At 63.3% G+C, this 20,051-nt stretch carries 20 protein-coding genes; 5 read left to right on the top strand and 15 right to left on the bottom strand.

What is annotated here, in order from left to right; translation table 11 throughout:
* Window positions 1–6: 6 nt before the first annotated feature.
* The 7 genes from ASE85_RS04415 to ASE85_RS04390 form a co-directional block, all read right to left on the bottom strand.
* The gene (locus ASE85_RS04415; RefSeq protein WP_056683944.1) at window positions 7–621 is read right to left on the bottom strand and encodes a superoxide dismutase; all 615 of its coding nucleotides are present in this window, start codon (window positions 619–621) and stop codon (window positions 7–9) included.
* Between the two features lie 195 nt (window positions 622–816).
* Window positions 817–1,479, bottom strand: a complete 663-nt coding sequence (ispZ, locus tag ASE85_RS04410; RefSeq protein ID WP_056683942.1) for a septation protein IspZ — start codon at window positions 1,477–1,479, stop codon at window positions 817–819.
* Window positions 1,469–2,407 (bottom strand): signal recognition particle-docking protein FtsY, encoded by a 939-nt coding sequence (gene ftsY / locus ASE85_RS04405; protein ID WP_056683940.1) that lies wholly within the window; start codon window positions 2,405–2,407, stop codon window positions 1,469–1,471. Before ftsY ends, ispZ begins: the two co-directional genes overlap by 11 nt.
* Window positions 2,407–3,648 (bottom strand): tRNA (N(6)-L-threonylcarbamoyladenosine(37)-C(2))-methylthiotransferase MtaB, encoded by a 1,242-nt coding sequence (gene mtaB, locus ASE85_RS04400; RefSeq protein WP_056683937.1) that lies wholly within the window; start codon window positions 3,646–3,648, stop codon window positions 2,407–2,409. Before mtaB ends, ftsY begins: the two co-directional genes overlap by 1 nt.
* Entirely contained in the window at window positions 3,648–4,448 is an 801-nt protein-coding gene (gene dapF / locus ASE85_RS04395) for a diaminopimelate epimerase (RefSeq protein WP_056683933.1), read from the bottom strand. The genes mtaB and dapF overlap by 1 nt, the downstream gene beginning before the upstream one ends.
* A 44-nt stretch (window positions 4,449–4,492) precedes the next feature.
* Window positions 4,493–5,065: an energy transducer TonB gene (locus ASE85_RS23690; protein WP_268795115.1), complete on the bottom strand. Its 573-nt coding sequence runs from the start codon at window positions 5,063–5,065 to the stop codon at window positions 4,493–4,495.
* Between the two features lie 59 nt (window positions 5,066–5,124).
* A complete protein-coding gene (locus ASE85_RS04390; RefSeq protein ID WP_056683931.1) occupies window positions 5,125–6,522 on the bottom strand; it encodes an amino acid permease in 1,398 nt (465 codons plus the stop codon).
* A 91-nt stretch (window positions 6,523–6,613) separates the two neighbouring features.
* Between ASE85_RS04390 and ASE85_RS04385 the strand changes: the two genes are divergently transcribed.
* Entirely contained in the window at window positions 6,614–6,805 is a 192-nt protein-coding gene (locus ASE85_RS04385; protein WP_156358188.1) for a hypothetical protein, read from the top strand.
* A gap of 219 nt (window positions 6,806–7,024) precedes the next feature.
* On the opposite strand, the gene ASE85_RS04380 is transcribed toward ASE85_RS04385, so the two are convergent.
* The 6 genes from ASE85_RS04380 to ASE85_RS04355 all read right to left on the bottom strand — a co-directional run bounded on the left by ASE85_RS04380 (window position 7,025) and on the right by ASE85_RS04355 (window position 11,428).
* The gene (locus tag ASE85_RS04380) at window positions 7,025–7,297 is read right to left on the bottom strand and encodes an HPr family phosphocarrier protein (RefSeq protein ID WP_056683926.1); all 273 of its coding nucleotides are present in this window, start codon (window positions 7,295–7,297) and stop codon (window positions 7,025–7,027) included.
* Window positions 7,294–7,698, bottom strand: coding sequence for a PTS sugar transporter subunit IIA (locus tag ASE85_RS04375; RefSeq protein ID WP_056683923.1), 405 nt, complete (start codon window positions 7,696–7,698; stop codon window positions 7,294–7,296). The genes ASE85_RS04380 and ASE85_RS04375 overlap by 4 nt, the downstream gene beginning before the upstream one ends.
* A gap of 28 nt (window positions 7,699–7,726) precedes the next feature.
* The gene (gene rapZ, locus ASE85_RS04370) at window positions 7,727–8,653 is read right to left on the bottom strand and encodes an RNase adapter RapZ (protein WP_056683920.1); all 927 of its coding nucleotides are present in this window, start codon (window positions 8,651–8,653) and stop codon (window positions 7,727–7,729) included.
* Entirely contained in the window at window positions 8,650–9,090 is a 441-nt protein-coding gene (locus tag ASE85_RS04365) for an HPr kinase/phosphorylase (RefSeq protein WP_056683917.1), read from the bottom strand. The genes rapZ and ASE85_RS04365 overlap by 4 nt, the downstream gene beginning before the upstream one ends.
* 69 nt (window positions 9,091–9,159) lie before the next feature.
* Window positions 9,160–10,755 (bottom strand): sensor histidine kinase, encoded by a 1,596-nt coding sequence (locus ASE85_RS04360; protein ID WP_056683914.1) that lies wholly within the window; start codon window positions 10,753–10,755, stop codon window positions 9,160–9,162.
* Window positions 10,724–11,428, bottom strand: a complete 705-nt coding sequence (locus tag ASE85_RS04355; protein ID WP_056683910.1) for a response regulator transcription factor — start codon at window positions 11,426–11,428, stop codon at window positions 10,724–10,726. The genes ASE85_RS04360 and ASE85_RS04355 overlap by 32 nt, the downstream gene beginning before the upstream one ends.
* A gap of 276 nt (window positions 11,429–11,704) precedes the next feature.
* Between ASE85_RS04355 and ASE85_RS04350 the strand changes: the two genes are divergently transcribed.
* From ASE85_RS04350 to ASE85_RS04340, 3 genes are all read left to right on the top strand, one after another.
* Window positions 11,705–13,306, top strand: coding sequence for a phosphoenolpyruvate carboxykinase (locus tag ASE85_RS04350; protein WP_056684380.1), 1,602 nt, complete (start codon window positions 11,705–11,707; stop codon window positions 13,304–13,306).
* Window positions 13,307–13,422: 116 nt separating this feature from the next.
* The gene (locus tag ASE85_RS04345; RefSeq protein WP_056683907.1) at window positions 13,423–13,734 is read left to right on the top strand and encodes a hypothetical protein; all 312 of its coding nucleotides are present in this window, start codon (window positions 13,423–13,425) and stop codon (window positions 13,732–13,734) included.
* A gap of 168 nt (window positions 13,735–13,902) precedes the next feature.
* Window positions 13,903–14,721 carry a ferredoxin--NADP reductase gene (locus ASE85_RS04340; RefSeq protein ID WP_056684377.1) on the top strand — a complete coding sequence of 273 codons (819 nt, stop codon included), beginning with the start codon at window positions 13,903–13,905 and terminating at the stop codon, window positions 14,719–14,721.
* A gap of 96 nt (window positions 14,722–14,817) precedes the next feature.
* Here the strand turns inward: ASE85_RS04340 and ASE85_RS04335 are convergent, their stop codons facing one another.
* Window positions 14,818–16,644 carry a DUF885 domain-containing protein gene (locus tag ASE85_RS04335; protein ID WP_056683904.1) on the bottom strand — a complete coding sequence of 609 codons (1,827 nt, stop codon included), beginning with the start codon at window positions 16,642–16,644 and terminating at the stop codon, window positions 14,818–14,820.
* A gap of 85 nt (window positions 16,645–16,729) precedes the next feature.
* Window positions 16,730–17,281: a hypothetical protein gene (locus ASE85_RS04330; protein ID WP_200928287.1), complete on the bottom strand. Its 552-nt coding sequence runs from the start codon at window positions 17,279–17,281 to the stop codon at window positions 16,730–16,732.
* A 275-nt stretch (window positions 17,282–17,556) separates the two neighbouring features.
* Between ASE85_RS04330 and ASE85_RS04325 the strand changes: the two genes are divergently transcribed.
* Window positions 17,557–19,797 carry an AAA family ATPase gene (locus tag ASE85_RS04325; RefSeq protein WP_056683901.1) on the top strand — a complete coding sequence of 747 codons (2,241 nt, stop codon included), beginning with the start codon at window positions 17,557–17,559 and terminating at the stop codon, window positions 19,795–19,797.
* The last annotated feature ends 254 nt before the right edge of the window (window positions 19,798–20,051 follow it).

The following is a 20,051-nucleotide window of genomic DNA, read 5'->3' as shown; positions in this document are numbered from 1 at the left end:
GGCTTGTCAGGCCGGCTGGTCGGCGCGGCTGGCGCCTTCACCGTCCAGATTCTGGGCCGCGAAGTCCCAGTTGATCGCTTCCTTCAGCAGCTTTTCGGCATAGGCCGGGCGCAGGTTGCGATAGTCGATATAATAGGCATGTTCCCACACATCGAGGATGAGCAGCGGCGCATGGCCTTCATGCGCGACGGGGGTGTCGGCGTCATGATAGCTGGTCACTTCCAGCTTGCCATCCTTCAGGATCAGCGCAGCCCAGCCGCTGGCGAAATGGCCGACGGCCTCCGCCTTCAGCTTTTCGATCAGCGCATCGACCGAACCGAAGGCTTCCTCGATCTTGGCGAGCAGTTCGCCGGTCGGCGCGGTCTTCACCGGCGACAGCGAGTTCCAGTAGAAGGTGTGGTTCCAGATTTGGCCGACCTGGTTGAATAGACCGCCCTTGGCGGTCTTGATCAGTTCGATGAGCGACTTGCCCTGAAGCGAAGCATCGGCGGAGACCAGTTCATTGGCCTTCACGACATAGGCATTGTGATGCTTGCCATGGTGGAAGTCGAAGGTTTCGACCGACAGGATGTCGCCGAAGGCGTCCTTGGCGTAGGGAAGATCGGGCAGAACAAAGGCCATGGCGGAACTCCTCGGTTTCGTTATGGGGCGGCCGCGCATGACGGGGGCGCAGCCGGTTGATCATATGGTCCATGCGGGGCGTAGACGCCTCCGTCGCTTCCCATATGCGCACCCAACGCCCAAGAAAACCAATATGTGCCTATTGCGAAACGATTGCAGAAACCGGACGCCAACTGTAGGGTTTGACGTTTCGGCTTAGCCCTGCGGTGGCGTGGTTTCGCCCACCTCGTCGCTGTCCAGACTATCGCCCAGCGTCAGGCCGTGCCGCATCAGCATCGGGATGTTCGAAGCCGCAAAGACGACCGACACGATGGTCACGCCCCAAACCTTGACCGCCAGCCAGGTGTCGAACGTCATGGACCGGCGCATCACCTCGTTCGCGATGGCCATGGCGACGAAAAACAGTGCCCAGTTGCGCGACAATTTCAGCCAGCCTTCATGCGTCAGCCCGTCATAGGCGGCCTGAAGCAGATATTTGAGCAAGGGCTGGCCGCGCAGCAGGCCGGCGAACAGCATGAAGGCGAAGAAAGTGTAGATGATCGTCGGCTTGATCTGGATGAAGCTTTGATCATGGAAATAGATGGTGAGGCCGCCGAAGAAGAGGATCAGCAGCGCCGACAGCCAGAGCATGGGCGACACGCGGCCTAGTTTCACCTTCGATATGATGACTGCGATCACGATCGATATCATGAAGGCGGCGGTGCCGAACGTCATGGCGGTGATCGGATTGCCGGCGCCCCATATCCAGCCCGCACCCTTGTAGGTCAGGAAGAAGACCAGCAGCGGCCCGAAGTCGAGTGCGAGCGAAAGTGTGCCGTTATGCGCTGGCTTGGCGGCGGATTTGCTGTCAGCGGGCATAGGCCGTCCCTGCAATCGCGCGGGCCATGTCACCCGGATCGAACGGGCGCAGATCCTCGATCTTTTCACCTACGCCAATGGCATGAATGGGTAGGCGGAACTTCTCCGCCGCCGCGACCAGCACGCCGCCGCGCGCGGTGCCATCGAGCTTGGTCATGACCAGCCCCGTCACCTGCGCGGTTTCCTTGAAGACTTCGATCTGGTTCAACGCATTCTGTCCCGTGGTGGCATCCAGAACCAGCACAACGTCGTGCGGGGCGGCCGGGTTCAATCGGCCCAGTACCCGACGCACCTTGGCCAGTTCGTCCATCAGTTCGGTCTTATTGTGGAGCCGCCCGGCAGTGTCGACGATCAGCACGTCGATACCGGTTTCGGTCGCCTGTTTGACCGCGTCGAACACGATTCCGGCTGCGTCGCCGCCTTCTTTGCCCGCGACGATGGGGATGCCCAGCCGCTCGGCCCAGACCTTGAGCTGGCCGATGGCGGCCGCGCGGAACGTGTCGCCTGCCGCCAGCATCACGCCATAATCCTGCTCCAGGAAATTATTGGCTAGCTTGGCGATGGTGGTGGTCTTGCCCGAGCCGTTGACGCCGATCACCAATATGACCTGCGGGCGCGGGAAGGCTTCGATCTCCAGCGGGCGGGCGACTGGAGCAAGGGTCTTCTCGATTTCCTCAGCGATGATTTCCCGCAGATATTCCTCGGTCAGTTCCTTGCTATAGCGTCCTTCGGCCAGCCGTTCGCGCACGCGCGCGGCCATGGCGGGGCCAAGGTCGGACATGATCAGCGCTTCCTCGATCTCATCAAGGGTCTGCGCGTCGAGGGCGGCCTTGGAGAAAAGGCCGGTGAGATTGTCGCCGAGCCTGTCGGACGTGCGCTTCAGTCCGCCGAAGAGACGGTCGCGCCAGCTGGTGCCGGTATCAGTCATTATGCTGCCTCTTGCGCGATCAGAGAGCCATTCTCAAGGCCCGTGATGGTGGCACGGACGATGGAGGAGGGGACTTGCGCCGATGCGAAGCGCACCGGCGCGAAATTTTCGGCATGGCCGCTGATGCCGCTGCGTTCGACCAGCACCGATTGGGTGGTGCCGATCAGGCTGCGCAGCCAGCCTTCGCGGCGCGTGGCGCAGACGTCCCGCAGGCGCGCGGCGCGAGCCTTGATCGTCGTGCGGTCGACCTGCGGCATGCGGGCGGCGGGCGTGCCGGCGCGGTGCGAATAGGGGAAGATATGGCCGTGGACGATGTCGCATTCATCCACCAGCAGCCGGCTGTTTTCGAACATCGCCTCATCTTCGGTGGGGAAGCCGGCGATGATGTCGGCGCCGATGCTGATGCCAGGGCGGGCGGCCTTGACGCGCTGTACGACAGCAACGGCGTCGGCGCGGCTGTGGCGGCGCTTCATGCGTTTGAGGATCATGTCGTCGCCAGCCTGCAACGACAAATGCAGATGGGGCATCATGCGCGGTTCGTGGGCGATGAGGTCGAAGAGTCGCTCGTCTATCTCCACGCTGTCGATCGAGGACAAGCGTAAACGGGGGAGGTTCGGCACCCCCTTGAGGATACGTTCGATCAGAAGGCCGAGTGACGGGCTGCCGGGCAGGTCCGGGCCGTAGCTGGTGACGTCCACGCCGGTCAGCACGATTTCCTGATAGCCTGCATCGACCAACTGCTGCGCCTTCTCCACCACCGCGCCTGCGGGTACGGAGCGACTGTTCCCCCGGCCATAGGGGATGATGCAGAAGGTACAGCGATGATCGCAGCCATTCTGCACCTCCAGAAACGCGCGGGCATGGTCGGCAAAGGCGGACGCCATGTGCGGCGCGGTGTCGCGCACGGCCATGATGTCGGAGACGCGGACCTTCTCCGCCAGGGGGGCGAAGGCGCTCGCCTCCATCTTCTCCCGGTTGCCGATCACGCCATCGACTTCGACCATGGCGGCGAAGGTCTGGGGCTCGGTCTGGGCGGCGCAGCCGGTGACGAGGATGCGAGCGTCGGGGCGATCGCGTTTGGCGCGGCGGATCGCCTGCCGGGTCTGGCGCACCGCTTCGGCGGTCACGGCGCAGCTATTGACGACGATCAGGTCGTCTTGCCCCGCCGCCATGTCGCGTATCGCCTCGCTCTCCGCGATGTTGAGGCGACAGCCCATGGTGATGATGTCGGGGCCGGGCATCAGAAGCGGGACCAGTCGGCCTCACCATAGAAGACATGGGTGGCGGGGCCGGTCATCTGGATGCTGCCACCGGGCGCCCAGTCGATGACAAGGTCGCCGCCCGGCAGGCTGACGGTGACGGGGCCGGTCATGAGTTTCCGACGGATGGCGGCGACGGCGGTGGCGCAGGCGCCGGTGCCGCAGGCGCGGGTCAGGCCGGCGCCGCGTTCCCAGACGACCAGCCGGATTTGGTTTTCGCCTGTGACTTGCGCGAAGTTCACGTTCACGCGGGCGGGAAAGAGCGGGTCATGTTCGATCAGCGGACCGAGCCGATCGAAATCGACGGCGTCGAGATCATCCACGAAGAAGATCACATGCGGGTTGCCGACATTGACGGCGGCGGGGGCAGGCAGGTCTTCCCAACTGGCGCCCATGGTCAGCGTGTCCATGGGGTAGGCGAGCGGGATCGCGTCCCAGTCGAAGCGCGGTGCGCCCATGTCGACGCTGGCGCCGCCATCGACGGCCTTCGCGTCGAGCAGGCCCGCCTTGGTGCGGATCAGCACGTCGCGGCCGACGAACAGGGGGACGCAGCGGGTCGCGTTGCCGCAGGCTTCGACTTCGCTGCCGTCGGCGTTGAAGATCTGCATCGACACATCGGCGTCATCGGCACTGCCGATGAGGATCAACTGGTCGCAGCCGATCCCGGCATGGCGATCGGCGATGGCGCGGGCGCGCGCCTCTGTCATGTCGATCGCGCTTTCGCGCGCGTCGATCACGACGAAATCGTTGCCCAGGCCATGCATCTTCGAAAAACGTCCCATGGCCGCGCATGTAGTGGGGATGGAGCGAAAAGGCGAGTCCGGGGCTATTCCGATGCGACCTGGAACTTGACTATGAGGTGCCGAACCACCGGCACTGGCCGGCCTTCAGCGTCGGCGGCCAGCGAAGTATAGGCTTCCTTTGCTTGCTGGCATGCGACTTCGATCAGCTTTGCGGATGATTTGTCGGGTTTGAATGGTTCGCAAATGGTAATGTGACCTGATGGGTCGAGCTTCGTAATGAGCGATACGCTCTCCTCTTGCGCTCCGCCCGGCAAGCGCTTGACTTGTAAGGTCAGATCAACGGGTGGCGCATAGCGATATGATGGGCGACTTTGAGAGCCGGGAAGGCGCCAGAACAGCCCCCCTTTATAAGAGCCGTAGGTTGCACCGGCATTTTCATCCATCGCCGGTTTGAAGCGGATGCGTGAAGCCATCATGGCGCAAGTCTGTTCGTCCAACTCCGCAGACCCACTGGTTGCAGTGATTATACAATTCGCGACGCGCCCGTTTGGAGCAATCAGGAGGGAAAAAGCGACCGGCCCTTCTTCCTTTCGCCGCAATGCGCCTGACGGATAGTCCCTGTCGCTTAACCAAGCTCCAGATGTCTTTGCAGGCATTGCGGGAACAAGTGTCGCGGCCAGCATGATGCTTAATATGGCACTCAATTCCAGCTTCCTTACCCTGCGACAGTTGCTCGTCTCTGCCCATAGAGGAAGTACACCCCCAACCCAATCGCATTCCAGATGGCGCAGGCGATGATCGTCTTCATCGGCAGGCTGAGGAAGAGATAGGCGCAGCCGGCGACCGCGCCGATGCCCACCACCCATGCCGCAGGCGTGCGGAAAGGGCGGCGCAAATCAGGCGCGCGCTTGCGCAGGACGAGGAGGCAGAGGCCTACGGCGGTAAAGGCGATCAGCGTGCCGGCATTGGCGAGCGCCGCGATTTCATCGATCGGCAGGACACCCGCGATGATCGACACCAGGATCGCGGTGACGATGGTGATGCGCGCGGGCGTGCCGCGCTTCGAAATGCGGGCCAGCGATTGCGGCAGGAAGCCGTCGCGCGCCATGACCAGGAAGATGCGGCTCTGGCCGTAGAGGAAGCCGAGCAGCACGGTGGGCAGGGCGATCACGGCGGCGATGGCGACGATGCGGGCGATGCTGCCCTGCCCCATTTCCCGCAGGATCAGCGCCAGCGGTTCGGGGCTGTCGGCAAAACGGGTGAAGGGCAGGGCGCCGATCGCGGCGGCGGCGACAAGGACGTAGATCAGCGTGCAGACGATCAGCGATCCGACGATGCCGATGGCAAGGTCGCGGTCGGGGTTCTTGGCTTCCTCCGCTGCCGTCGAAATGGCGTCGAAGCCGTAGAAGGCGAAGAAGATGATCGCGGCCGCCGCCATCACGCCACGCTCGATCCCGTCCGGTCCCATATGTTTGGCGAAGCCGAAGGGCATGAAGGGTTCGAGATTCTGTGCGTCGAAAGCGGGCAGGGCGACCCAGACGAACAGGCTGAGCGTGGCGATCTTGATCAGGACAAGGATGGTGTTGAGGCGTGCGCTTTCCCGCGTGCCGAACATCAGCAGCCCCGCGACCACGGCGATGATGAAGATGGCGGGCAGGTTGATGAGGCCGCCCAGTTCCGGCCCTTGCGTCAGCCATTCGGGGAAGCCCAGCGGCGTCAGCAGCGGCGCGGCATAGCCCGACCAGCCGACCGCCACGGTCGATACGACCAGGCTATATTCCAGGATCAGCGACCAGCCCACGATCCAGGCGATGCCTTCGCCCAGTACGACATAGGAGTAGCTGTAGGCGCTGCCCGCGGCCGGCATCATGGTGGAGAGTTCGGCATAGGCCAGCGCGGCGCAGGCGCAGATCGCGCCGGCAATGGCGAAGGAGAGCAACACGGCGGGACCGGCCCGATCCGCGCCTACGCCGATCAGCGTGAGGATGCCGGTGCCCACGATCGCGCCGACGCCCAGCGCAAGCAGATGCGGCCAGGACAAGGTGCGGGCCATCTGATGGCCTGCCTCCCTGGGTGTCATCGCCTCCATCGGCTTGCGGCGTGTCCAACTCATGATCGTATCGCTCCCCAAAATTTTTGCTCTTCCCGCCTGCTGGCGCAAATGGGCGGGGGCTGCAAGCATTGGGATGTGGCGGGACGGCTTGTTGCAGAAACGGGTTGCTGCACTGCGCATTTCTTGCCCGGCGACCGGGGTTTCGAGCAATGGGCGTGGCTATGTGCTGGCCGGATCGTCCTCGTCCGGCGAGTCGGCCGACGCGGCCGAAGATGCGACGGCCCAGGTCCACACCGTTGCACGGCAATATGGGGCGGATGCGCTCGCCAGAACCCACGCGTGATGCAAAGGCTGCGCGGGCAGGAGCAGGATGGGGAGGGCGCTGTCGGATCCATTGCAGCCGGATGAGATCAGGCGCAATCCTGTTTTGGAAGGATGGTCTATGCCTGGTGGCTAACAGCGAGAATGGGTCATTTTTTCCTGGGCTCGCTCCCCCTCCTACCGCTGCGATCAGGCAACAAGCTACCCAGGCTGCGCAGCCGGGGTAGAGGGGAAAGGGGGGTCACTCTTCCCCGAATTTGTCCTCGACCAGGCCGACCAGCTTGCCCAGGGAATCGATGGCTTCGGGGCCGGTGGCCTTGATCGTGATATGGTCGCCCATGGCCGCGCCCAGCATCATCAGGCCCATGATCGACGTGCCGGTGACATGGTTGCCGTCCTTGCTGACGACGATGTCGGAGGGCAGGCCGCTAGCCAGGGTCACGAATTTGGCGCTGGCGCGGGCGTGGAGGCCGCGCTTGTTGCTGATACGGACTAACTGGCTGATTTCGTTCATGTGGTGCTGCCCAACAGTTCCGACGCTACGCTGATATATTTCTGCCCGGCTTCGCGCGCGGCAGCAACCGCCGCGCGCACGTCCATCACCTTGCGCGCGCTTTCCAGACGGATGAGCATGGGCAGGTTGATGCCGGCGATCACTTCGATCTCGCCCGCTTTCAGCAGGGAGATGGCGAGGTTGGAGGGCGTGCCGCCGAACAGGTCGGTCAGCAGGATCACGCCAGATCCGCTGTTCACGCGGGCGACCGCCGTCGCAATATCCGCGCGGCGCAATTCCATGTCGTCTTCAGGCCCGATGCAGATGGTTTCGATCTGCTGCTGAGGCCCGACCACATGTTCCATGGCCACGACGAATTCGGTCGCCAGCGACCCATGGGTGACGAGTACGAGTCCGATCATCTGTTTTCGCGGCCCACCTTTGTCATGATTATGCTTTCGGGCCTCCCGGACGACGCTTCTCCAGACCATCCTGGGGCGTCGATTCAATATTGCGGTGCAAGATGGTGGGCGAAAAGCCGGCCTCTTGCAAGTGTTTCGCGACACGATCGGCGACATGGACGGAGCGGTGCTTGCCCCCCGTACAGCCGAACGCGACGGTGATATAGGCTTTTCCGCCCTCCGAATAGCGGGGCAGCAGGGTGGTGAGCAGATCCTCGATCTTGCCGACCCCTTCCTCATAGGCGGGGTCCTGCGCGATATAGGCGGCGACTTGCGGGTCCAAGCCCGTTTTCGGCCTCAGGTCGGCGTCCCAATGCGGGTTGCGGAGGAAGCGCATGTCGAACATCAGGTCGGCATTGCGCGGCACCCCGCGTGAAAAGCCGAAGGACAGGATGGTCAGCACCGGGTCCGACAGCCGTTCGCGCGAAAAGCGGCTGCGGATTTCCTGTTGCAGCGCATTGCTGGTGAAGCTGGTGGTGTCGATCACCTGGGTCGCCCAGCGGCGCAGCGGTTCGGTCAGTTCCCGTTCGCGCGCGATGCCGTCAGCGGCCGGGCGATCGAGCGCGAGCGGGTGGCGGCGGCGCGTCTCGGCGAAGCGGCGCTCCAGTTCGGCGTCCGAACAATCGAGGAAGAGCGTGTCGATGTCATGACCATGGCGTTCGCGCATCGCCCGGATGCGCTGGACGATGGCGTTGGCGTCGAAATCGCGGGTGCGGGCGTCGATGCCCAGCGCTAGCGGTCTTTCGTCAGCCCCGGCATGGCCGGCCGGCAGGGGCGTGTCGAGCAGCCGGTCGAGCAGGACCAGGGGGAGGTTGTCGACGACCTCCCAGCCCATATCCTCCAGCGTCTTGAGCGCGGTGGTCTTGCCCGCGCCGGACAGGCCGGACAGCAGGAGTATGGTCTTGGGCGGGGTCATGCCGGGTCCAGCCCCAGTGTGCGGAGCGCCAGTTCGACCTTGATCGGCGCGGAGGCTTCGAACGGGGCAATCTTCACCACCGGCACGGCGATGCCGGCGACGGTGCGATGGACCGGCTCCAGCGGCATGCGATCGACCGGATCGAACAGGTCGGCGATCAGGGCGACGGGTGCGTCGGTAAGCGCCGCCATGGCGACGATGCCGATGCCGCGCACCTCCATCTGGCCCCGGATCGTGTCCGGCGCGGTGGCGACCAGCCGGCCGTGGATGCGCTTGATCAAGGTGTAATCGTCGCTGACCAGGGCGGCGCCACGGTCGATCAGGCGCAGGGCAAGGTCGGACTTGCCGCTGCCGCTTGGCCCGCGCAGCAATATGACGCGGCCATCAATGGCCACGCTCGTTGCATGCAGCGTCTCTGATGAAAGTGCGCGCGCCATAACCCCTTGGCGATCCTTCTAACCTGAGTTGCAGGGGATGGCTATGGTTTTGGCGGGCGACCCGCCGTCCTATTCCGAAACGATGCCCGGATCGCGCTCCACCGCCATGGGCAGGCGGACGACGAAGCGGGCGCCGTTCTGCGCATCTTCGCGATCGCCGATCGCGATCTTGCCCTGATGCCCCTCCACGATCGAGCGTGCGATCGCGAGGCCCAGCCCTGAATGTTTGCCGAACGTCTCGCCTTCCGGCCGGACGCTGTGGAAGCGGCGGAAGATATGCTCGCGCTCCGATGGCGGAACGCCGGGGCCTTCATCCTCCACGCTGACCAGCACCTGATCGTCGGCGACGGTGGCGATGATCTGGACCAGGCCGCCTTCGGGCGAGAAGGAGATGGCGTTGTCGATGAGGTTGTCGAGCACGCGGATCAGCCGGCCTTCCTCCCCCAGCACCACCGCGACATCCTTGCGCGGGCGGGCGAAGGCGAGACGGACGCTGCGCGGTACGCCGCGCGCCTCACGGGCGATGACCATCTTTTCGATGAGCAGGCCAAGATCGATCGGCTCGAACCGGGTGCGGGAGAGTTCGGCGTCGACGCGCGAGGCTTCGGCAATGTCGGTGACGAGCCGGTCGAGGCGGCGGACATCGTCCTGCGCGATCGCCATCAACTGTTCGCGCAGGTCCGGGCGATCCACCCGGTCGAGCGCGTCGAGCGCGGAACGCAGCGAAGCGATCGGGTTCTTGAGTTCATGGGAGACATCGGCGGCGAAGGCGTCGGTCGCGTCGATCCGCTGGCGCAGCGCCAGGCTCATGTCGGACAGGGCGCGGGCGAGCATGCCGATCTCGTCGCGCCGTTCGGGCAGGCGGGGCACGGTGACTTCGCGCGCACGGCCGAGCCGGACGCGGACGGCAGCACGGGCGAGGCCCTGCAACGGGCGGACGATGGTCCGGGCGAGGAAGAGCGAGAGTAGCACCGAGGCGAGCACGGCGACGGCCAGTACCATACTCAGCCGCAGTCGTTCGGCCCGGACGATGCGGGTGATATCGCGGGCATTTTCCGTCGCGAACAGGCTGGTTCCGTCGCGCACCGGGACGGCGGCCGAGATCATGAAGGTGCGGTCAGGGGCGTAGCGGTTGAACGCCTGCGGCTGGCCGGACTTGCGCGCGACCGCGACTTCGGGCCAGGCATCGGCGCGATCGACCGTCGGTTCCTCGAAGTCGGGCGGTCGGTCGGCGGAGACGATCTTGTCCACCGCCTTGTCAAGGAAGCGCGCGACATGGCGCTGCCATTCCTCTTCGGACGGTGAGCGCAGGCGATAGCGCGGCGCATCCATGGTGAAGCTGTCGGCGATCAGCGCGCCATTGGCGCCATAGCGCCGCACCCGGTCGCCGGTCTGGCGCGAATAGGCGGCGATCAGCGCGTTGTGCCGGTCGGCCGAGGCATTTTCCAGGCCGATGGCGAGCAGCTTCAGTTCGCGCGCCGATTGTTCCAGCCGGTCGTCGACGATGCGGGTGCGATAGCTGTCGAGATAGAAGAATCCGCCTGCCAGCAAGGCGAGGGCGAATACGTTGACCGCCAGAATGCGCGGCGTGAGGCTCAATCGCCCCGACCAGCGCACCGACAGCGGCGCGCAGTCATTCTTCGGAGAATCGGTAGCCGGCGCCATAGAGGGTGTCGATTGCATTGAAGTCGGAATCCACCTCGCGGAATTTGCGCCGCAGTCGCTTGATATGGCTGTCGATCGTGCGGTCGTCGACATAGACGTCGTCCTGATAGGCGGCGTCCATCAACTGGTTGCGGTTCTTGACCACGCCGGGGCGCTGCGCAAGCGTTTCCAGGATCAGAAATTCAGTGACGGTCAGGGTGACGTCCTGCCCGTTCCATTTCACCCGATGCCGGGCGGGGTCCATTTCCAGCCGGCCACGGATGATCGGGTCGGCGACAGGCTGGTCGGGGGCGTCGGGCGTCCTGCTGACTTCGGCGCGGCGCAGGATGGCGCGGATGCGGGCGAGCAGCAGCCGTTGCGAAAAGGGTTTGGCGATATAATCGTCCGCGCCCATGGCCAGGCCCAGCGCCTCGTCCAGCTCGTCGGCCTTGGACGTCAGGAAAATGACCGGCATCTGGCTCTTTTCGCGCAGGCGGCGCAGCAGTTCGATGCCGTCCATGCGGGGCATCTTGATATCGAAGACGGCCAGGTCGGCGGGATTGTCCAGCAGCGCCTTCAGCGCACCTTCGGGATCGGAATAGATGCGCGTCATGAACCCTTCGGTCTGAAGCGCGATCGACACCGAAGTCAGGATATTCTTGTCGTCATCCACCAGGGCGATGGTTGCGGTCATGCAGTGTCCCAGATGATCGTGAAAAAGCGGATATAGGGGCAGCGTTAGACCAAGGCGACCCCCATCGCAAGAAAGGCCGGACGGAAGCTTCTGCGCCCGAAACGTCGATATTCGGGACAAAGCCCCGTACGCGGGGATTTGACGCTGTGTCCGCAAAGTCCTATGCCGATGCCCGTCAGCAGCAAGAGACGCCGCATAGATACAAGCGGCGCTCAAGGGGCGGAACGATCGCGATCATGGAAGATGACGCGCGCGAACAACATATGGAGCAAAGGCGTGCAGGCCAAATCCTCAATCACCCTGGCCGACCAGGGCATCACTACTCATGCCACCCAGTTCTGGAATCTTGGGACGGCGCCGCTGGTCGAAGCAGCGGTCCGCAACGGCGAAGGCATATTGTCCAAGGACGGCCCGCTGGTCGTGAAGACCGGCAAGCATACCGGCCGGTCGGCAAGCGACAAGTTCATCGTGCAGGACGCCGAGACGCAGGACACGGTATGGTGGGGCAAGACCAACGTGCCCATGACCCCGGACCATTTCGCCGCGCTGAAGGCCGACTTCTTCAAGGCGCTGGGTGACAAGAGTACGCTGTATGTCGCCGACCTGTTCGGCGGATCGCAGCCGGAGCATCGCGTCAAGGTGCGCGTCATCAACGAGCGGGCCTGGCATAACCTGTTCATCCGAACGCTGCTGGTGCGTCCGAGCGCGGATGAACTGACGGCCTTCGCGCCCGAATATACCATCATCGACCTGCCGACCTTCAAGGCCGATCCGGCCCGCCATGGTTGCCGCAGCGAGACGGTGGTCGCGGTCAACTTCACCGAGAAGCTGATCCTGATCGGCGGTACCGCCTATGCCGGCGAAATGAAGAAGTCGGTGTTCGGTATCCTCAATTACCTGCTGCCGGTGAAGGGTGTGATGCCGATGCACTGTTCGGCCAATATCGGCGCGAACGGCGACACAGCGGTCTTCTTTGGCCTCAGCGGTACGGGCAAGACCACCTTGTCGGCCGATGCCAGCCGCACGCTGATCGGCGACGACGAGCATGGCTGGTCGGATACCGCCGTCTTCAATTTCGAGGGCGGCTGCTATGCCAAGATGATCAACCTGTCGGCCGAGGCCGAGCCGGAAATCTTCGCCACCACCAAGCGGTTCGGCACGGTGCTGGAAAATGTCGTGATCGACGAGGAGACTCGCGAGATCGACCTGGACGACAATAGCCTGGCCGAGAACAGCCGCGGCTCCTACCCGATCGACTTCATCCCGAACACGTCGGAGAAGAATCTGGGTCCGGTCCCGAAGAATATCATCTTCCTGACCGCCGATGCCTATGGCGTCCTGCCCCCGATCGCTCGGCTGACCCCGGAACAGGCGATGTATCATTTCCTGTCCGGCTATACCGCGCGGGTCGCAGGGACGGAGATCGGCGTGACCGAGCCGACCGCGACCTTCTCCACCTGCTTCGGCGCGCCGTTCATGCCGCGTCATCCATCCGTCTATGGCAATCTGCTGAAAGAGCGGATCAACAAGGGCGGCGTCACCTGCTGGCTGGTCAATACCGGCTGGGCGGGCGGCAAGGCGACCATGCCGGGGATCAAGCGCATGCCGATCAAGGTGACGCGCGCGCTGCTGAACGCGGCGCTCGACGGCAGCCTGAGCCAGGCCGAGTTCCGCACCGATCCCAATTTCGGCTTCGATGTGCCGGTGGCGGTCAATGGCGTGGAGCCGACCATCCTCGACCCGCGCGCGATGTGGGCGGACAAGGACGCGTATGACGTGACCGCCGCGACTTTGGTCAAGGCGTTCGTGGATAATTTCGCGCAGTTCGCGGACCATGTCGATGCTGGCGTGCGCGACGCGGCGCTGGTCGCCGCCTGATCTTTCCGAACGTGGCAAACAAGGGGCCGGGGGCGCGATCCTCCGGCCCTTTTGCTTTTGATCGCGGAGGCAAGCTGCTATTATGGCGGTCAACCTTTTAAGCGGGAGCACATGGCATGTTTGACGATCTGATTGGTAAATTCGGCGGGCTGGAAGCGATCGCGGCGCAGATCGGCTTGACCCCGGAACAGATGCAGGGGCTGTTCAGCGAGATCAGCGCCAAGATCGGGTCTGGCGAGACGAGCGTGTCGGCACTGGCCGAGACGGCTGCCGAACATGGTGTGTCGGCCGACAAGTTGCAGGAATTGCTGGGCACGTTCGGCGGGCCGGAGGCGATATTGGGCCAGTTGGGCGGCTTTTTCGACAAGGATGGCGACGGCAATCCGCTCAATGAACTGGGCGGCATCGCCAAGGGTCTGTTCGGTTAAGCGATAAGGGGCGGGGCGCTCCGTGCAAAGAGTGCCCTTTGGCCCTGCAAGTTTTTTTGGCCTTGCCATCACGGCACGGACGGGCCATTCGCGGATTTCGACTTTATTGCGAACGATCCGCAAAAGGCGTCGCCGGTGCGGTGCCTCATAGACTGCAAGGATGGACTGTTGACCGACGAGACGATCGAAAAGCCGGTTCTGGAACCGACCGGCGCGCTTTCCGTGGAAACCGTGCTGTCGGTGAAGCACTGGAACGAGCATCTCTTCAGCTTCCGCATCACGCGGCCGGCGAGCTTCCGCTTCCGATCGGGCGAGTTCATCATGATCGGCCTGAAGGGCGATAACGGCAAGCCGCTGCTGCGGGCCTACTCGATCGCCAGCCCCGCCTGGGACGAGGAAATCGAGTTCCTGTCGATCAAGGTGCAGGACGGTCCGCTGACCAGCAAGCTCCAGAAGATCGAGCCGGGCGACCAGATTTATCTGGGTCGCAAGCCGACCGGTACGCTCGTCACCGACGCTTTGTTGCCGGGCAAGCGGTTGTTCATGCTGTCGACCGGCACGGGGCTGGCTCCGTTCCTGAGCCTGCCGCGCGACCCGGATGTGTATGAGTTTTACGAGCAGGTCGTGGTGGTCCATTCGGTGCGCCGGGTGAGCGATCTGGCCTTCCGCGACGAGATGGAAGGCAAGTGGTCGGAAGACCCGCTGGTGTCGGAGCAGGCGCCGGGTCAGTTCCATTATGTGCCGACCGTGACCCGCGAGCCGTTCGACGGCCACACCGCGCGGATCGACAAGCTGGTCGAGAGCGGCGCGCTGTTCGAAGGCATTCCGGGCGCGGCGAAGTTCGATCCCGAAACCGACCGGATCATGATGTGCGGCAGCATGGAGATGATCAAGCAGTTCGGGGCTTGGTTTGAGGAACAGGGCTTTACCGAAGGCTCCAACGCGGCGCCGGGGCAGTTCGTGATCGAGCGGGCGTTCGTCGGTTAAGGCAGGTTTCGAAAGAGTAGGAAAGGCCGGAGTGATGCTCCGGCCTTTTTTGTATAGAGCGCCTGTTCCCCGGTGAAGGCCGGGGAACAGTAAGGGTCAGGCGCCCTTCCGCTCCGCAACCCAGGCGTCGATGCTCTTGCCCAGCACGGTCATGGGTACGCCGCCGCCCTTGACCACGGCGTCGTTGAACAGGCGGAAGTCGAAGCGGTCGCCCAGCGCCTGTTGCGCTTGTCCCCGCAGGCGGACGATTTCGCCGTGGCCGACCTTGTAGCCGCAGGCCTGCCCCGGCCAGGCGCAGTAGCGGTCGACTTCGCCCTGCACATCCTCGACCGTGGAGCCGTTGGTGGTGGCGAACCAGTGGATCGCCTTGTCGCGGGTCCAGCGCTTGGCATGCAGGCCGGTGTCCACCACCAGACGGCAGCAGCGATAGGCGATGGACTGGAGATAGCCCAGCCGCCCGGCGATGTCGCCGTCATAGGCGCCCAGTTCGTCGCCCAGTTGTTCGGCGTAGAGCGCCCAGCCCTCGCTATAGGCGTTGAAGGCGAGAAGCGAGCGGATCAGCGGGAGTTTATAGGTATATTCGCCCTGCCAGATATGGCCGGGAATGCCCTCATGATAGCACAGGGTGGGGAGCGAATAGCGCGGCCAGATGCCGGTATCGCGCAGATTGATATAATAGTTGCCGGGGACCGAGCCGTCGATCGAGCCGGCGCCGGCATAGGCGCCGGGCGCGCCCGCCTCGATCTCCACCGGCACGCGCTTCACGATCAGCCTGGCGGGGACGAGGGTGGCGAAGGCGCGGGGCAGGCGGGTGCGGATGTCGGCGAGGCGACCGTCGATGAAGGACAGGATCTGCTGGCGGCCATTATCGTCGTTCGGGAAGAGATAGCGCGGGTTTTTGCCCATGGCGGTCATGCGTTCGCCCACGGTGCCCTTCGTCATGCCCAGTTGCCTGAGCAGGCCGTCCATTTGCGATTGCAGCGCGGCGAGTTGGGCCAGGCCGAGTTTGTGGACCTCGTCCGGGGACATGGTGGTGGTGGTGCCGGCTTTGAGCGCCCAGGCATAATAGGCGTCGCCGTCGCGGAATTTCCAGACGCCCGCGTCCATGGTGGCCCCGGCGCGCTGGCGTTGCAGTTCGGCGACCTGGGCGGCAAGAGCGGGGGCGACGGTGTCGCGGACGATCTGCGCAGCCTTGGCGGCATAGTCGCCGGGCATGTCCCTGGTGCGGCGGGCGAGGGAGGCGACGGGCACCTGTTGCTCGACCGGCTGGGCCTGCACCATGGCCATTTGCCTGAGCGTCTTGTCCAGCAGGAAGGCGGGGGCGGTGACGCCGAGGCCGGCGTCGTGGCGAAGGCGCTCCGTTTCGCCGTTCAGGTTGGTGGCATAGGCGGCCAGGCGGGCGAGATAGGCGTCGGCGTCGGCCCTGTCCTTGATGACGTGGTTGGAGTCGAGGAAATCGGGGGTTTCCACGAAGCTGCCGGTATTCTGCGCCACGGCATAGGGGCTGTTGCGGTAGGACCAGTTGCTGTTCATGATCGCCATGTCGCCGAAGGGGAAGGCGAAGCCGTCCGCCGCGGTTTCATGCGCGGTCCGCACCACTTCCACGTCGATGCGGGTGGCGGGCGAAAGCGGGGTGAGGTCGATGGCGCGCAGCCGGGCGAGGCGGTCCTTTACATGGGCGGCGATCTGCGCCTGACCCGCTGGCGTCCTGTTGCCGAGGCGGCTCTTGAGCGGGAGCCGCGCGCCGGTGTCGAGGCCAAGGCCGCTCGCACTTTCGGGCGCGTCGGCCAGCATCGCTTCGGCCATGTCCGCCAGCAAGGCCTGCGCGGCGGCATCGGGGCTTTCGGCGGCGCGCGCGGGGATGGTCGAAAGGGCGGCGGCAGAGGCGCCGGCGGCGAGCAGCTCGCGGCGGGTGGTCAGCATCAGGGGAGGTCTCCGGTGGGGGGCTTTCCCTTAACTTCGCATATTTCCCGCAGATTTCGACATGTTATTTCCTACTGGCGACAGATTATGACAAGGTTGGGGTGAGGGCCGGGGCGGCTTGCATGGCGCCGCTGGCCTGCATGAGGATGGGGTGGATGCGCTGCCATTCATCGGGCGAATAGGGGCCGGCCTCCGCCAGTCGGGCGAGCATGTGGCGGGTGGCGATGCGTTCGCGATGGGGGAGGATGATGCCGCTGTCGCGACAGTCGGCGCCGAGCGCGCGCAGGGCGGCGAAGAGCAGGCGGTGATTGGTTTGCGTGCGCGTGCCCACCACCTGCCCGCGCCGGACGATCGGCCGCTCCTGCCGTTCCTTCGCGATGGCGACGGCGCGGCCCCGGCTTTCGTCCAGCCCCATTTCCAGCGCCCAGTCCCAGGCGGCGGCGAAACTTTCCGCGCCGGGCCGCGCCCGCAGATAATAGGCCGATCGCGGCGTACAGCCGACGCTGCGCGCCGCCTGCGCCACCACGCCGCATCGGGACAGCGCGGCGATGAAGGCGATTTGCGCATCATGCGTCCACCCCCGCGCGCGGCGGGCGAGGGTGACGGGGGCGAAGTGGAGGAGATCTGGCTGGGTCATGCCGGGGAGGGTGGCATGGAGTGGGGGGTGTAGGACAGGGAATAGGTGGCCGATAGGCGACTGTCCGGTTCGGACCGACGTCGCGGCGTTAGCTGACGCTCACACAGCATCGGCTGGCGACCACTTCAAGTCGCGCGGCAGCCCTCGCATTAACGCCTGCTCCTCGCCGGTAGCTACCGTTCGGATTGACTGTCCACATCAATCATGGTCAGCCTCGCTTCCTAAAGGTCGTATTGGCGATCTCTGAGCAAGCGATAGCAGGCGGGGGCTGAATCATGCTGGTTTCGATAAAGAAGATAAAGGGGCTTGGCATCTTCTCGGACTTTTCGGCCCCTGCCGAGCTCCAGAAGCTGAAACGCTACAACGTCTTCTATGGCGACAACGGCACCGGCAAGACAACCCTGTCGAATCTGTTCGCCGCGTTGCCCGAGGGCACTCATGCCGAGCACCCTGACCTCGACTATTCCCTCGAGACCAGCGTGGGCCAACTCGTTCCCGGCCAGAAATGCCCGACCGGCATCCGCGTTTTCAACGCCGACTATGTGCAGGCGAACATTGGCCGCTTCGACGGACCGATTCGGCCGATCCTCATTGTCGGGCAGGAAAACAAGCAGCTCGCAGACGAGGTTCGCACGGACGAAACCGCCCTTGCTGGCCGGGAGGCGTTGATCGAGGCCGAAAAGAAAGCGGTCGCCAAGGTAGGAAAAGAAAAGGACACGGCGTTTTCGGCGATCGCGAAAACGATTGGTGAAGCAACCAGCGGCACGACACTGAGAAATTTCAGGAAGCCGGACGCCGAGAAGGCATTCGCAAAGCTCGTCACTCCACAAATTCATGACGAGCCCACACTGGAGAAGCACAGGGCAACCCTCCATCAGCAGCAGGAAGACCAGATTGCTGGGATCGCCGTTCCGCCGATCGCGGCCGGTCCCGCAGAAGCTCCTATCGCTCTGAAAGACATCATCGCACGCTATCTCGGCACAGCTCACGCCCTCGCCAAGCGAACGGCACAGTCGGCCGCCATCGCACACCTTACCGCCAACCCGGACATCGCAGGATGGGTGGAGGCCGGACTGCAGCTCCATCGCAACCACGAGTCCGAGACCTGTGAATTTTGCGCGCAGGGCCTTCCGGCGGATCGCATCTCCGCTTTGGCCGAACATTTCAGTATCGAAGATCAGAGGTTGAAATCGGACATCGAAAACGCGCAAGCGTTCGGGACGCGCATTTCGCATGCCATCCGGTCTATCGAATTGCCGGCGAAGAGCGCGTTCTATGGCGAGCTTCGCCCGGAATGGATCGCCAAGGAGGCCGAGTTTCAGGTTGCACAGACTGCCTTGAGCGAGCAGATGGGTGCAGTCCAATCGCTTTTGTCCCGCAAGCTCACGGAGCGCACCGTCTCGCTCGATCCGACGGAGGTTATAGAGCCGTCAGGTTTCCTCGCCGCCATCGACGCCATGTCGGAGATCGTGAGGCGCCACAATGCGAAGTCGGCCGATTTTGAGCGCGAGAAGGCTGAGGCGAGAACGGCGATTGAAACCCACTACCTCTCCGGCATCCACGGCCAGATCGCGGCACTCGAAGCGGAAATTGAAAACAAGACACGCAGAATTGAGACGCTGACAAACGGCTCTGCCGACTCTGGCGACGCCCGAAGTCTCGACGCGATCCGCGCGCTCATTGCTGAGCGGAAGGCGACGATTTCCAGCGCACACGCCGGTAGCGCTGAATTGAGCAAGAGGATCGCGACGTTCCTAGGTCGCACCGACCTGACATTCGAGTCCATCGATGAAGGCTACAGGGTTCTCAGGCGCGGGAAAGCCGCGAAGCGATTGAGCGAGGGCGAGAAGACTGCGATCGCATTCGTATATTTTATTGTCCACTTAAACGACAACGACTTCAACATTCAGGACGGGATCGTTGTGATCGACGATCCGATTTCGAGCCTCGACTCATCCTCGATCTATCAGGCCTTTTCCTTCCTGAAGAATGCAGTGAAGAATGCCAAACAGGTCATCATCCTAACGCACAATTTCGATTTTCTAAAATTGTTGCTTAACTGGCTGTCGCGCATCAATAATAAGAGCCATTACATGCTCATCTGTTCAGAGGCGAATGGCGCGAGGCAATCAAAAATTGCGCCGCTGGATACCCTTTTGGAAAAGCACCCGACAGAATATCACTATCTGTTCAAAACGCTTTACCAATATAGGTCGGATGGCACGATCCAAAGCTGCTATCATATCCCCAATGTCGCTAGAAAGGTTTTGGAGACCTTTTTAGAGTTTCATGTGCCGGCCAACGGCAATACATACGACCAGCTATCGAAGACCAATTTCGACGAGGATAAAAAGACCGCTATATACAAGTTCACGAATGACAACTCGCACATCACGGGCAAAGGGTTTGATCCTGCCATCGTGGCCGAGACCCAGAAGAACGTCGCGTATCTTCTTGAAATGATCGAGGCAGTAGCGCCACTGCATTTCAACGGGCTTAAATCTATATCTGAGTAGAAACCCCAACAATACTTGGAAGAAATGCCGGTTTTTAGCACCGGCGGACGTTCAAGTTGCCCGCAGAAATGTCGGGAGTGTCCCGGCCCTGTTCATAAGCAGAAGGCCTGCTTCCAAGCTCAACAAAATCGCTGTGGAACGGCTGGGATTGGCGCATAGTCGACAGCCGTTGGGTATGGTTGATTGACGCCATATCCTGACAAATATGGCTGTTGCGCTGTCGGCCATATCCCAATCCGTCCCGTCAGCCACCA

The organism is Sphingobium sp. Leaf26, assembly GCF_001421665.1.
Classification (GTDB): domain Bacteria; phylum Pseudomonadota; class Alphaproteobacteria; order Sphingomonadales; family Sphingomonadaceae; genus Sphingobium.
The sequence above is the reverse complement of the archived record's forward strand: the minus strand, read 5'-3'. Positions and strand labels throughout refer to the sequence as shown.